The sequence below is a fragment of the Arenibacter aquaticus genome (genome assembly GCF_003957295.1).
Classification (GTDB): domain Bacteria; phylum Bacteroidota; class Bacteroidia; order Flavobacteriales; family Flavobacteriaceae; genus Arenibacter; species Arenibacter aquaticus.
Window position 1 is genome coordinate 850,676 of sequence record NZ_RQPJ01000002.1, and the last position, 13,925, is coordinate 864,600.

Annotated in this window: 10 protein-coding genes; 7 read left to right on the forward strand and 3 right to left on the reverse strand. The window is 42.5% G+C overall.

Annotation, left to right across the window (positions count from 1 at the left end):
* Positions 1 to 7 precede the first annotated feature (7 nt).
* From EHW67_RS06355 to EHW67_RS06385, 7 genes are all read left to right on the forward strand, one after another.
* Entirely contained in the window at positions 8 to 1,261 is a 1,254-nt protein-coding gene (locus EHW67_RS06355) for a glycoside hydrolase family 88 protein (protein ID WP_126161515.1), read from the forward strand.
* Between the two features lie 9 nt (positions 1,262 to 1,270).
* The gene (locus EHW67_RS06360) at positions 1,271 to 2,584 is read left to right on the forward strand and encodes a sugar porter family MFS transporter (RefSeq protein ID WP_126161516.1); all 1,314 of its coding nucleotides are present in this window, start codon (positions 1,271 to 1,273) and stop codon (positions 2,582 to 2,584) included.
* A 24-nt stretch (positions 2,585 to 2,608) separates the two neighbouring features.
* Positions 2,609 to 3,970, forward strand: coding sequence for an alpha-L-fucosidase (locus EHW67_RS06365; protein ID WP_126161517.1), 1,362 nt, complete (start codon positions 2,609 to 2,611; stop codon positions 3,968 to 3,970).
* Between the two features lie 169 nt (positions 3,971 to 4,139).
* Positions 4,140 to 5,516 carry a right-handed parallel beta-helix repeat-containing protein gene (locus tag EHW67_RS06370; RefSeq protein WP_126161518.1) on the forward strand — a complete coding sequence of 459 codons (1,377 nt, stop codon included), beginning with the start codon at positions 4,140 to 4,142 and terminating at the stop codon, positions 5,514 to 5,516.
* Between the two features lie 101 nt (positions 5,517 to 5,617).
* Positions 5,618 to 8,392: a heparinase II/III family protein gene (locus EHW67_RS06375; RefSeq protein ID WP_202911912.1), complete on the forward strand. Its 2,775-nt coding sequence runs from the start codon at positions 5,618 to 5,620 to the stop codon at positions 8,390 to 8,392.
* Between the two features lie 15 nt (positions 8,393 to 8,407).
* Positions 8,408 to 9,631, forward strand: coding sequence for a putative glycoside hydrolase (locus tag EHW67_RS06380; protein ID WP_126161519.1), 1,224 nt, complete (start codon positions 8,408 to 8,410; stop codon positions 9,629 to 9,631).
* Between the two features lie 110 nt (positions 9,632 to 9,741).
* Positions 9,742 to 10,476 carry a DUF6250 domain-containing protein gene (locus EHW67_RS06385; RefSeq protein WP_126161520.1) on the forward strand — a complete coding sequence of 245 codons (735 nt, stop codon included), beginning with the start codon at positions 9,742 to 9,744 and terminating at the stop codon, positions 10,474 to 10,476.
* A gap of 190 nt (positions 10,477 to 10,666) precedes the next feature.
* Here EHW67_RS06385 and EHW67_RS06390 read toward each other — a convergent pair whose 3' ends face one another.
* From EHW67_RS06390 to EHW67_RS06400, 3 genes are read right to left on the reverse strand one after another with little or no spacing between them, the layout of a single operon-like run.
* Complete coding sequence (locus EHW67_RS06390; protein ID WP_126161521.1) at positions 10,667 to 11,743, reverse strand: ABC transporter permease; 1,077 nt, start codon at positions 11,741 to 11,743, stop codon at positions 10,667 to 10,669.
* The gene (locus EHW67_RS06395; RefSeq protein WP_126161522.1) at positions 11,733 to 12,713 is read right to left on the reverse strand and encodes an ABC transporter ATP-binding protein; all 981 of its coding nucleotides are present in this window, start codon (positions 12,711 to 12,713) and stop codon (positions 11,733 to 11,735) included. Before EHW67_RS06395 ends, EHW67_RS06390 begins: the two co-directional genes overlap by 11 nt.
* Positions 12,713 to 13,861: an NEW3 domain-containing protein gene (locus EHW67_RS06400; protein ID WP_126161523.1), complete on the reverse strand. Its 1,149-nt coding sequence runs from the start codon at positions 13,859 to 13,861 to the stop codon at positions 12,713 to 12,715. Before EHW67_RS06400 ends, EHW67_RS06395 begins: the two co-directional genes overlap by 1 nt.
* Between the last annotated feature and the right edge of the window lie 64 nt (positions 13,862 to 13,925).

Genomic DNA, 13,925 nt, shown 5'->3' on the forward strand with positions numbered 1-13,925 from the left:
TTATATAATGACAAATAGATTATCAATAATAGCATCAATAAGCCTACTTGCCTTTGTTGCTATAGGTTGTGGCTCCAAAAAGCCACAAAAAAGCAATTCCAAGGCCTTGGATATAGAGCAACAACTGGCCTATTGTGAGCGCCAAGCTACCAAAACCTTGGTCCTAATTCCCAACGACTCCAAGAGCATACCAAGAAATATTGCGCCAGATGGCCAGGAATGGCGTTTTGTAAACTACAAGGATTGGACCAGTGGATTTTGGCCTGGTACCCTATGGTATTTGTATGAAGGTAGCGGTGACAAAAAATGGATAGAGCCGGCCAATCACTACAGTAGGTACCTTGCCCCGCTCTCTGTTACTCCTGCACTGGACCATGATCTTGGTTTCCAAGTATACAACAGTTTTGGAAATGGATATAGGCTTACCGGAAATCCTGAATACAAGGAAATCATCCTAAAAACCGCAGATACCCTTGCCACCCTATTCAACCCCAATGTGGGCACCATTCTTTCCTGGCCGCGGGATGTACCCAATATGGAATGGCCGCAGCACAATACCATTATAGATAACATGATAAACCTGGAACTTTTGTTCTGGGCCTCAAAGAATGGTGGGGATAGCTCTCTTTATGATATGGCCGTTAGCCATGCCGATGTGACCATGAAAAATCATTTTAGACCAGATTACACTTCCTATCACGCCGTAGTTTACGACCGGGAAAGCGGTAAAAAGATCAAAGGGGTTACGCATCAAGGGTTTGCAGACAATAGTATGTGGGCCCGTGGTCAGGGATGGGCCATTTATGGGTACACCATGGTATATAGGGAAACAGGGGATACCAAGTATTTAGATCATGCACACAAGGTGGCAAAAGTATACCTAGACCGGTTGCCAGAGGATTTAATTCCCTACTGGGACTTTAACGCCCCCAATATTCCCAATGAACCCAGGGATGCTTCGGCCGCCGCATTGGTAGCTTCTGCACTTTTGGAACTTGCTAGCTTTACCAAGGATATAAAGTTGTCTGAAATATATGTTGTCAAAGCCGAAAAAATGCTGAAGGAACTATCAGAAAACTATCTCAGTAACGATAAAAATTCGGCCTTTCTATTACATTCCACTGGCCACAAACCTGCCGGAAGTGAAATAGATTATTCTATTAATTACGCGGACTATTATTACGTAGAAGCCCTATTACGATTAAAAAAGTTGAAAATGGGGATTCCTTTTAAGAAATCGCTTATAACCCTAGGAAAATAAACCAATAATATGAACAAAAAACTATTATATACCGCCTTTGTAGTGGCCATGGCCGGATTTCTTTTTGGCTTTGATACTGTTGTTATTTCAGGGGCTGACCAACAGTTGCAGGAATTATGGAATACTTCAGACCTTTTTCATGGTACCTTTGTAATGTCCATGGCCTTATGGGGAACCGTATTAGGTGCCATATTTGCGCATATCCCCTGTAATGGAATAGGAAGAAAAAACACACTGTTTTGGATCGGGGTATTTTATTTTGTCTCCGCTTTGGGTTCCGGTCTGGCGACCGATCCTTATATATTCTCCTTTTTCCGCTTTTTGGGCGGCCTAGGGGTTGGGGCTTCAACAGTGGCCGCACCCACCTATGTCTCTGAAATTGCCCCTGCCAAAAATAGAGGAAAATTGGTGGTACTATACCAATTTAATATAGTGCTGGGTATCTTAATAGCCTTTATATCCAATTATTTATTAAAGGATGTAGGGGCACAACCATGGCGCTGGATGGTAGGGATAGAGGCCTTGCCCGCCCTGATCTATGTATTGGCCATTAGCAGTATCCCCAAAAGTCCACGCTGGTTGGTGGATAAAAAGGGAGATGTGGAAACGGCAAAAAAAATACACCTGGAACTCACGGGTTCCCAAATGGACCTGGCCAAGTGGTCATCTCCCGAGTCCACGAATACGCCCCAAAAACCCTTGTTCAACAAAAAATACCGCTTTCCATTGCTCTTAGCGTTTCTAATAGCTTTTTTCAACCAACTTTCGGGCATAAATGCATTTCTATATTATGCCCCAAGGATATTTAAATCTGCCGGATTGGAAGAGAGTGCATCCCTATTGAGCAGTATAGGAATAGGGGTCACCAATTTGCTGTTTACCCTATTGGGCTTGTACCTAATAGACAGACTGGGAAGAAAGACCTTGATGTACATTGGCTCTTTTGGCTATATTATTTCCCTTGGTTTGGTGGCTATGGCCTTTTTATTGGATTGGGAGGGCATTATGGTCCCCATTTTCCTATTTCTGTTTATTGCCGCCCATGCCATTGGACAGGGTTCCGTAATTTGGGTGTTCATATCGGAGATATTCCCTACCGAGGTAAGGGCGCAGGGACAGTCCTTTGGTAGTTCTACCCACTGGGTGCTGGCGGCCCTGATTACCCTTTTTATGCCCGTTGCCATGGCAGGCCTCTCCAGTCCAGGATTTGTGTTTCTGTTCTTTGCGGCCATGATGGTCCTCCAATTGGTATTCGTACTATTTATGATGCCGGAAACAAAAGGCAAAACCTTGGAAGAACTACAAGAAAGTATATTAAAATAATCCCTAATAATAAACCTATATAAAATGAAAACCTTAAGAAAATCAATAGTGGCCATCATAGCATTTTTTGCGCTGGCGAATACTGGCCATTCCCAAAATCTGTCCAACAAAAAAATACTCTCCGATGATGAGCGGATGGAATGGTGGCGCGATGCCAAATTTGGGATGTTTATCCACTGGGGGGCATACTCCATTATAGGTGGCGAACGTGGTGAGCAAATTGCAGGGGGCGGTGCCGAATGGGCCATGGATAAATTGGACTATACCATTGAGGAATATGAAAAATTCCCTAAAATGTTCAATCCTGAATTGTTCAACGCAGACGATTGGGTAAAAATGGCCAAGGATGCCGGTATGAAGTATATTGTTATTACCACCAAACATCATGATGGCTTTTGTCTTTGGGATTCAGCGGTTACCAACTATGATATCATGGACACCGCTCCCTTTAAACGCGACATCATAAAAGAATTGGCAGAAGCGTCAAAGAAACAAGGAATTAAATTTGGGGTGTACCACTCCATAGTAGACTGGCACCATCCACAGGCTCAGGGAAATTTATTCCCCAATTACAACGCGGGACAAAAAGACCAAACTGTGGTGAATCCTGAATTTCCCAAGTATTATAAAAACTATCTAAAACCACAGGTAAAGGAGTTATTGACCAAATATGGGGATATTGACGTTGTTTGGTTTGATGGGGATTGGATTGCCGATTATACCACAGAAATGGGCAAGGAGATGTACAGTTTCATCAGGGAGCTACAGCCCAACACCATAATCAACAACAGGGTAGACAAAGGTAGAAAGGGAATGGAAGGCATGGACAGGGAAGGTAATTTTGCCGGGGATTTTGGTACCCCTGAACAGGAAATTCCGGCTACTGGAATAGACGAGGACTGGGAATCCTGCATGACCATGAACGGTACTTGGGGCTATAAGCCAGATGATACCAAGTGGAAAAGCAGCGAAGACCTTATTCAAAAATTGGTCGATATTGTTTCTAAAGGCGGTAATTTTCTATTGAATATAGGGCCTGATGGCTATGGTAGGTTTCCTGCCCAAAGTATTAGGAGATTAAAGGCTATGGGAGAATGGACCAATGACAACGCAGAAGCAATTTATGGTGCCACGGCCAGTCCGTACGATATGCCGCAATGGGGCCGATATACCAAAAAAGATGGTGTTGTATATGCCCATGTTTTTAATTGGCCAAAAGATGGTAACCTAATGATCAATAAAGACATTAAAGTGAAAAAAGCTTCTATATTGGCGGCACCCCAAACCAATATCAGCTCCAGTAAAACACCCCAGGGCACTGTGCTACAGTTGCCACAGGAAGCCCCGGACAAATCTGTGAGTGTAATTAAGTTGGAAGTGCAATAATTCATGATTTAATATTTTACCTTAAACCAATTAAGGAGCACTTTCGTTTTGGTAGAGGAAGGAAATCCGTCCTTTATTGATACAATAGATGGCTCTGGAGCAATTGGACAGAATACGGAGACATAAAATAAGTGGATCCCATTAAAAAGTTAACCTAAATAACATTCACATGAAATATTTTAAACTTTTATTTTCCCTTGTATTCCTGTTAATCATGGCTACATCGTTTAAAATAGGTGTAGTTGAAAATGATGTGGTTCTGGTAAACACCCTGTCAGAATTTAAAAAATACCTTGGGAAGGATAATGTGAAGGTTAAACTTGCTGCTGGAAACTATCAAATTGACGATGCCCAAAAAATTAGGTTCTTGGAATTTACGGGCAACAATGCCCATTTTTATCTTAGCGGTGTACGGTTCATGGTAGATTCGAAGCTATTTAGTCGAAAGGATTTAGCCTTAAGCGATGATGGTAACAGTATGTATTGCGCCATAGAGGTTTCCGGAAAAAATGTAACCCTTGAAGGTCTCTATATAGAAACCTACGGAGGACAAGCGGGCAGACAGAGCAAAAACAAAATCTTTAATGTGGTAGGGGAAGATGTTACCCTAAAAAACATTGAGGTTCGTACAGCAGGTTCCAGTCCTTGGGGCTATGGAAGTCTTTATGGGATTGGCGGCAATAGCGGTGTGCGTAAGATGAACGGAATCCGTGTAGGTTATCCCGCAAAAAATGCAAAACTGATAGACTGTAAAGTACATATGCGGGCCATGGGACATGCCATTTTTATACAAGGAGCAGAAAACACATTAATAGAAAACTGTCATATAGATGGGCTTCTGAGAACTACCGATGCAATTCTTTCCGAATCCGCGGGCTATGCCTTTGACAAAAATTTTTATGCAGGAAAAGGCGGCTATGTAGAGGGCACTATGGTAGGGGAAGATGGTAAGATTCTAGCTGGGGAAATCATATCCCTAAGCGAAGATGGTATTCGAATGTACCCTGAATATAACGGACATAAAACCAAGAATACAACCGTTAAGAACTGCAGTGTAACAAAAATGCGAAGGGGCATTTGCACCGGCCTAAGTACTTCAGGTGACAAAATAATAGATTGCGTGGTGCGGGATTGTGTGGCTACTGGCTTTAACGTTGGAAATGCCGATACACTGATTAATTGTAGCGCCGATGCCAAATATGCCGAAGCCTTCTGTATCCCGTATACAAATGCGAAAAGTGCCTATGTGGAAATGAACATTTTAGATAGTAGAGGCGGTATTGCCAATAACTTATTGGCAAAAATCAACGGGGCAGGCCACCATGTAATTATAAAAACTTCCAATCCAGATTTCATTCCTGATAACATGGACATAAAACTGTCTGTGTGGGAAGGATATGGAAATTTTAATAAGAATGCCAATATGCATGCCAGCGATATTAAACTGGATAATAAAACAGCAGCAAGAGTACTTCTTTATCCCGGAACCAAGAGCAAGGATATAAAAAGTAAAGGCGAAGTGAAAGATAAAACCTCCATGAAATAATTGCTGCCACATGATGCTTGCAAGGGCATTGGTTTGCACAAAATAAGGCTGTAGATGTAAATAGACTAGCATAGTAAAGTGCATTAACAAATAAAAACACAATGAATATCAATACTTCTAGAACCGCCCATTATGCAATTAAGGCATACGTATTGCTTTGTGCTTTAATGGTGATCCATACGCCTTTGCTAGCACAAAATACCTCTAAAATTCCCTTGCCATCTAATTTGGAGCAAGGGTATCCACGGTTGTACATCACGGAATCAGAGAAAAAAGACTTGCAAAAAACAATACAAAAAGAGCCTTGGGCAAAGGCTGTTTTAGAAGGAGTCCACCAGCGCATAGACCAGCATGTAAAACGGCATATAAATGATCCAGAGTGGATGGTTTCCCGCCTACAAATGCATTGGAAAACCAAGGCGACCAACATATATGTGGAGGGCATTAACTATTCACATGCCGATGGGGAAGCTCCGGTGCCTACGGTGCGTTTTGTGGGATCCAGGGATTATACCACTCCCTATGGAAAACCAAAATTGGAGGACATTTTACCGTATATGGATGACCCTAGAGGGCTGTATCTGCCCAATCGTTCCAAAGAGGGGCATCCTTTTGAATGGGCAGAGCCATCCAAAACAGGGCGAATTATATATTCCATCAACGAGGAAATAATTGGGTTGGCCCGTGATGCCGCTTTCGTTCATTGGCTAGAAAATGAAAAGGAATACGCCCAATTTTCCTTTGATATTTTTCATACCTATATGGAGGGGATGTCTTATAGGAGTGAGCCCATCGACCTACTCAACGGCCACATTCAGACCCTTGTAGGGTTCACCAATTTTCAGGTGATTCATGAGCATGTTTTGATCTATATAGCCGAACTCTACGATTTCCTGCATCCGTACATCGAGGCAAATTATCCTCAGCACATTGCCATGTACGATACCACCATTAAACGATGGACGGACCAGATCATAAAAAACGGCGTACCTCAAAACAATTGGAACCTGCACCAGGCCAAAATTATTCTCAAAGCCGCCATGGTTTTAAAAAGCAACGAATTTTATGAGGACAATAAGGGGCGTGAATATTATATAGATTACATCCTAAACCTTACCTCGGGCCGCCAATGGTCGCTGACCAAATTCTTGGATTACGGTTATGATAAGGAAAATGGTGTATGGGCAGAATGCCCTGGATATTCCATTGGGGTAACCAAGGATCTCACCAATTTCATTGAAGATTTTAACAACACCTTTGACCACAACATATTACCCTATATGCCGGTAATGGAGAAGGCGGTTAGGATGTTGCCCCAATACTTATTCCCCAATGGGCAAACAGTGGCTTTTGGGGATAGTTATTACGGCCCATTGAGCACGGAACCCATGAGCGATATGATTCGTATAGCCCAGAAAAACAACAACAAGGAACTAGAGGCCGACTTTACCGCCTTGTATCGCTTGTTTGCCGATGATAAACAGGCCGAACAAAAAAGGAACCCCAAGGCAAACATCAATTCATTTTTTGCGAGTAAGCCCTTGGAAATTAATACAAAGTACAAAAAAGGCAATATTGAGGATTACATTACCCAAACCTTTTATGCGCCTAACGTGAGTTGGCATGTACAACGTATGGGGAGTGGCAAAAATGGGATGATGGTTTCCTTGAACGCCTCTTTGGGAAACCATATGCATGCCAACGGAATTAATCTGGAACTATATGGAAAGGGTTTTGTGCAGGGAGCCGACCCCGGAAAGGGTGCCGGGTATTTACAGCCTATTTATTTGGAGTATTATTCCCAATTTCCTGCGCATAATACGGTGATGGTAGATGGTGTGTCGTCCTATACAGAAATGCTGAGCTACCACGCTTTTGATCTCATGGGCCAATATCCTAAATCTGGACAAAAAGACGGCTATTATCCGGACATTACCTATTCGGACGTTTATTTTTTGGAACCCGAGACCCGTAGTGACCAATCCCGTTTGGTGAGTATTGTAAAAACAGGAGAGGAAACGGGTTATTATGTGGATATCTTTCGTTCAAAAAAACAACGTCAGGGCGATAAGTTCCATGACTACTATTACCACAATCTGGGGCAGAGCATGAAAATTATGGATGCCGATGGCAATGCGTTGGCACTTACACCAAGCGAGGAGATGGCCTTTGCCGGTGGTCACTTATATGCCTTGGACTACATGTGGGACAAGAAATCGGTAAAGCTGGAAGATGACTATCAGGCAGAATGGAAAATAGATATGCCCGAAGGGGAAGAAGATATTTTTATGAATTTATGGATGAAAGGTACCCAAGGCCGGGAAGTGTTCTCCATTAAATCGCCCCCCAACAAAGCCTTTAAAGGAAACCACGGATTACCCTATGAGGTTGACAAGGCTCCTTATTTAACCTTAGCGGCCAGGCAACACGGTGCGGCTTGGGAGCATCCATTTGTTTCGGTATATGAACCCTATACCTCGGGCGAAGGAAAAAGTATCAGAAAAATTTCAAGCTTTGAGGATGAAAACGGAAACAAAGAATTTGTGGGAATTAAAATTACCCATAAATCGGGTCGTGAGGATATGGTCTTTTCATCGGCCAACCATCAAAAAGTAACCTATAAAGGAATGGCAACCAATGCTACCTATACCTTGATAGGCAACGAAAAGAACGGGGATTGGGTAATTTTTGTGGGTAATGGAAAAGAAGTAGTGGCCAAAGGATACAGCATCAGCGCCAAGGAAACGGGAAATGTGGTATTAAAAGAACAAGACGGGAAGTTATTATTACATAACGAAGTACCTGTGACTATCACCCACAAGAATTCAGCAAAGCAGTTTAGTACTGGGGCCATCCGTAAAATTGTATTGGAATAAAATAAAAATATATAGATGAAAAAAAAGGTACCAGTCAGGATTCAGTCCCTTAAAACCCTAAGTCTGATATATTGTTTAATTAACGTGAGTCTCTGTACTTACGCACAACAAAAGTCATCCCTACTTATAAGTGATGGTTCCCGTTTTAAATCCAAGGCCTATTTTCCAAAATTTAGTTGGGAAACTACGCCTATGTACTATCATTTTGGTGATATTGATCGGGTATTATTAGCTGAAGAAGTTAAATTTATTGCGGATAGAACGGCTTTCATTTGTATAGAAAAATCACATGCATTTCACATGCTTGGTGACGCTGTAATGGGAACAAAGCACGAAGTGGAAGCGTTCCATACAATAAAACCGGAGTCCAAAATACTCTACTATTACAATTCCTATGTTGCATGGCCCTTTACCCAATTCAATAAAGATCTTACTCCTGAGGGCATCGCTAAAAACAAAGAATTGGCCAAATTTTTGGCCGTAGATCCAGAGACCGGGAAACTCTTGGAAAAAACCAATGGCCCAGCATTTTCTTACTATTTTGATGCCTTAAATCCTGAATTTCGGAAATGGTGGGTGGCAGCGGCTGTTGAAGGTGTGAACATCTCCGGAGCAGATGGTATTTTTATTGATCGTATGAACGTGGATGAAAATGCCGGTTACCCTGAAAAGGACTTGGCAAAAATATCAAAAGCCAAAGGTGACATGATGGCTGCATTAAAAAAACAATTGGGACCCAACAAAATAGTGGTTGGTAACAATGCGGCCAACACCGAAGATGTTTTTCCTTACTGTGATGCCTTTATGTTTGAGCATTACAATGCAACTGTTACCAATAAGGAGCATCTACTAAAAGAATGGGAGGATATGATTAGAATTGCCAAGGCGGGAAAAATATCTATTTATCGTTTCGGTGCCAAAGGAAAAGGCCGAAACGATATAACAATGGGAGCCACAAAAACAGATGGAATTGAAAAAAAGTCTAAGGATCAATTGGAATATTACCATGCTTGCTTTCTGATTGGGGCACAGCCCTATTCCTATTTTCAATGGAATTGGGGTTGGAATTTGGAGGATGGAAACCTAGTAGACTATCCTGCCCTACAAAAGCCATTGGGGAGCCCAAAAGGAGCTTTTAAGCGTGAAAAACCTGATGGATGGATATTTACTCGTGAATTTGAGCATGCGAGTGTTTGGGTCAATACGGAGACAAAGAAGGCTAAAATTACTTGGCATTAGGAAAACTTTTTCTGAACTATTGCTGGCACAAAATATTGTTTTGGAGGAACCTTACAGTTTGTGAGGTCTAAAATGCACTTGAAACATAAAACCCACAACTATATAATTTTATGAAACAAACTATTCTATCACTCTTGTTAAGTATGTTGTTCTCAATGGCCTTCTCCCAAAAAAAAAAGAAGGTTGTTATCAAGGATACCCTTGTTGTGGAAGCAACATTGCTCTATGAGGAACATTTTGAAAACGGATTGGAGGATTGGCAAGAAGAGCAAATGCCGGGCGGCAAGGTTTCCAATACGGATGGAAAATTGGAAATTACCGATGTGGCCGGCTGCACCATTTGGTTTAAAAAAGAATTGAAAGGCCCCATTATGATCCAATATGATGCCTATGTCATAGATGAAGGGGGACCCCAAGACCGGGTTTCCGATCTAAATTGTTTTTGGATGGCCAAAGACCCCGAAAACCCCGATGATCTTTTTGCCAATTCTGAAAATCGCGGAGGAAAATTCAGCAATTATGATAGCCTTAGATTGTATTATATGGGGGTAGGCGGACATGACAATAGCAAGACACGTTTTAGAAGGTATACGGGCAATGGAGAAAGGCCATTATTGGCTGAGCATGACCTTTCAGAACCCAAATACCTGATAAAGCCAAATAAGGTCACAAAGATCAAGATCATAGCCTATAACGGAATTATTCAGTACTACCGCGATGGCCAATGCATTATTGATTTTTATGACCCCAATCCCTACAGCAGTGGTTATTTTGGTTTTAGAACGGTTAACAACCATATGACCGTGGATAATTTTACGGTTTTTAGGTTAACGCCCGGGCAGTAGCTATGGTCCCAGCAGCTATTTTATATGGGCACCCATTGCGTTAGTGACCGCGGCGGCATCCCCGCAGCAAAGCAAGGGATATAGCCAAGGGCCCGACCGACGCAGGAGGGAACGCCCAAAAACAATGGGCGAAACCCTTTAAACTATTCAGCACATACTTTTATAAAACTACCTGCCCAGAAATAAATCCCTATCCCCTGGATCGTATTTCCCGCTTCATAAAAACTACATAGGAAAGCAGGAAACAAAGTAGTGTAAGGGACAATAAACCGGTAAACTGTGGCCAGACCAACATAATGCTCTGTCCCAAAGGCAGGGAACTGGGTATGGCTCCCTGCAGCTGCTCCATGCTAAGTGGCCCCAAACTACGTATGGAAGGTACCAAAATAGCGGAGGTAATCCCATCGAACAGCTCATTGGGCATGAACTGCCCCAGATAGAACTTTAATTTTTCATAGAAGTAAATGGCTCTGGGGGAGGCAAACTGTGAGGGTTCATAGGCCTTTATGATCATGCTGGCTATTAAAGGATAAAAAATGGTACAAAACAACCATGCCGCTATCCCCAACAAAGCGGAAGTGGCTGATTGTTTAAAACGGACCGAAAACAAAATAGCAAGGTTCAACCAAAAGGAAACATAGACAATACTAAGTACCGTATACACCATAATCCGCATAAACTCTTCGGCCGTGGGCGGTATTCCTATTGCTATGAGCCCCGATCCCAATACCAGAAAACTCAATGTAAAAAACATAACACTGATCACGATTATGCCGGCCAAGAATTTAGCATTAAGAATACTATCCCTGGGGATGGGTTGGGCCATAATCCTACTCAGGGTTCCCCTTTGCTGTTCAGAACTAATGGCATCGAACCCCAAACTTATTCCAAACAAGGGGCCCAGGAACCCCACAAAACCAAAAAAAGGCGGCAAGGTACCATTGGATTTTGTAAATAAGTTCAGGAAAAAAAAGTTATTTCCTGAACCATCTGCCGTAATGGCCTTCATGCCATCTGCCAAAGTAGCAAATAATGTTCCTAAACAGGCCAATGAAATAAGGACAAATAGAATTATAAAACGCCAGTTCCTAAAATGGTCGGAAATTTCCTTTTGTACCATGGCCTTGAAAGGAGCCCATGGAAATTTTTCCTTGTTGGTTGCTGTATTGTCATCCCGGAACACCAAGGAGCGCAGCTGGGCAATCCCAGTGCGAAATTGTAATTCGTTCACTTTTGATATACTTGTTCTTAAGACTTTATTTTTCATGTGCTTGACCTTCTTGAAAATATTGATAATAAATATCATCCAAGCCATATTCCTTTTTACTTAGGAAATTAAGCCCGTATCCCGATTGTACTACTAGTCGGGACAGTTCAACCGTTACGTCCTTTTGGGATTCTATAACAAATTGATTATTGTTCAACTCCACTTGGGCCACCCCTTTTATCTGCTTTATTTTTTGGACCAGCTCCTTTATGGACAGTAGCGGTTCTGCCGCATCTTGTACTGCTGTGGATATAGCCCCTTCCAGGGTAAAGGTATTTTTGGAAAATAGTTGCTCTGCCAAACTACTGATTTTACCTTCTGCCAGCATTTTACCTTTAACAAATATCCCTACCCGATCACATACCTGTTGAATCTGGTGCAAATGATGGGAAGAGAACAAAACGGTCATGCCTTTTTTTCTACTTAGGCGAACAATGAGTTGAAGAAACTTTTTTACCCCTTCAGGATCAAGTCCCAGGGTAGGTTCGTCCAAAATAATTACCTCGGGGTTTTTAATGAGCACATCAGCCAGGCCAAGGCGTTGTCTCATTCCTCGGGAATAAGTGGCTACCTTATTATCCTTGACATCTTCCAGGCCCACCTCTTGCAATATCTCCAAGGCCCTCTCCTTGGCCTCTTCTTCTGGGATGTTGTTTAAACGGGCCACGTACATAAGATTCTGTAATCCGGAATAATCGTTGTAAAAACCAACATCTTCCGGTAGATATCCTACTTTTCTTTTCACCTCCAAGGGGTAGCGGCCGCTGTCTATTCCACACACCTTTACACATCCTGCATCCACTTCTGTGAGCCCCAGGAGCATAAGTATTGTGGTAGATTTCCCTGCACCGTTTGGCCCCAGAAGGCCAAAAATTTCGCCTTTATCTATGGACAGGTCCAAGTTGTTTACCGCTATATGCTCTCCATACCTTTTGGTAAGTCCCGTAATATCTATACTCTTTACCGCCATTACCTTCTGCCGTATTTCTTAAACAGGTAGTAAATGGCCCCCAAGGTGCCCAGAATAATAAAGATTCCAAGCCACCCCCATAACAATGGGGTCTTTACCTGTACCCTTAAGGATGCCGTTGATGAGGCTTCCGGGGTCTTGGCCGTAATTTTGGGTAGATAGTCGCCTGGAATGGCCTTATCGGCAGCCTTAATTGTAGCCTTTACCTTTGTAGCTCCACCGGCCTTGATCATGGGAATAGTGTCTGGTTCCATGGAAATTTCCCAATCCTTGGGTTTGGAATAGCTAAAGCCAATATTTCTCAATTCACTGGAACCTGTATTTCTTACCAATAGTTCCATGTGTTTTTCCTTTCCAGAAGTAATACTGGAGCTCAATAATCCCGTAGGAGTGGTAAGTTCCAGATCATAGGACCCTTTTATGACCACCTCCAGTTCCAAATTGGCAGTGCTAAACTTATTACTGGCCTTTATGGGTATTTTATAGGAACCGGATTTAACTTGGGAGGAAGGCTTTACCTCTACTGTAATATTGGTAGTTTTCCCCGGCGCTATCTCCACTGCAGTGGCCTGTCTCCCATTGGGTTTAAAGGCCACATTCCAGCCCCGTGGCGGCGATGCCAACAAAGAGTAAAGTTGTTTTTCACCGGTGTGATTTTTTAGTTTAGTGGAAAAATTAAAATTGGATTTGGAGTGCCCTTCCATATTAATCTGATCCGAGCTGAACTCGGTCTTAAAAGTCCCTTCCTCCGACACGTTTACCACTATGGGCAGCACATCGTAATTCTTGGCAACCAACCTAATATTGTATTTGCCCTTATCTACCTTTAAGGGTACATTTAGGGTTAAGGAAACCGTTTTTTTCTCGCCGGGCAACACAGCGATCCGCTCTATGGAATAACCTCCGGCCTTTAAGGTGGCCTCCCAGTCTTCGGGAAGGCCAGACAGGCCAATTGCTACATCCTTTCTCTGATTCCCGTAGTTCTTGACCTCCACGCTATAATCAATGGATTCCCCCGGAGGTACAGAAATATGGGTATATGGGGTATATAGCATTATGCCATTTCCGGCCTTGGCCCCCTGGCTATAAAAGAATAAAAAGCTGCACAAAAAGAATAGGTTCTTTAAGTATGGTAGTTTAGATTTCATAAAAAATGGTTTATAATTTATAAAAGGTTAAAAGTTTAGACCAACCAATGGCCTGTATTCTATT

Excerpts from the sequence above, each read along its gene's own strand:
- EHW67_RS06355 (WP_126161515.1), top strand. The coding sequence starts at position 8 with ATGACAAATAGATTATCAATAATAGCATCAATAAGCCTACTTGCCTTT.
- EHW67_RS06360 (WP_126161516.1), top strand. The coding sequence starts at position 1,271 with ATGAACAAAAAACTATTATATACCGCCTTTGTAGTGGCCATGGCCGGA.
- EHW67_RS06365 (WP_126161517.1), top strand. The coding sequence starts at position 2,609 with ATGAAAACCTTAAGAAAATCAATAGTGGCCATCATAGCATTTTTTGCG.
- EHW67_RS06370 (WP_126161518.1), top strand. The coding sequence starts at position 4,140 with ATGAAATATTTTAAACTTTTATTTTCCCTTGTATTCCTGTTAATCATG.
- EHW67_RS06375 (WP_202911912.1), top strand. The coding sequence starts at position 5,618 with ATGAATATCAATACTTCTAGAACCGCCCATTATGCAATTAAGGCATAC.
- EHW67_RS06380 (WP_126161519.1), top strand. The coding sequence starts at position 8,408 with ATGAAAAAAAAGGTACCAGTCAGGATTCAGTCCCTTAAAACCCTAAGT.
- EHW67_RS06385 (WP_126161520.1), top strand. The coding sequence starts at position 9,742 with ATGAAACAAACTATTCTATCACTCTTGTTAAGTATGTTGTTCTCAATG.
- EHW67_RS06390 (WP_126161521.1), bottom strand. The coding sequence starts at position 11,743 with ATGAAAAATAAAGTCTTAAGAACAAGTATATCAAAAGTGAACGAATTA.
- EHW67_RS06395 (WP_126161522.1), bottom strand. The coding sequence starts at position 12,713 with ATGGCGGTAAAGAGTATAGATATTACGGGACTTACCAAAAGGTATGGA.
- EHW67_RS06400 (WP_126161523.1), bottom strand. The coding sequence starts at position 13,861 with ATGAAATCTAAACTACCATACTTAAAGAACCTATTCTTTTTGTGCAGC.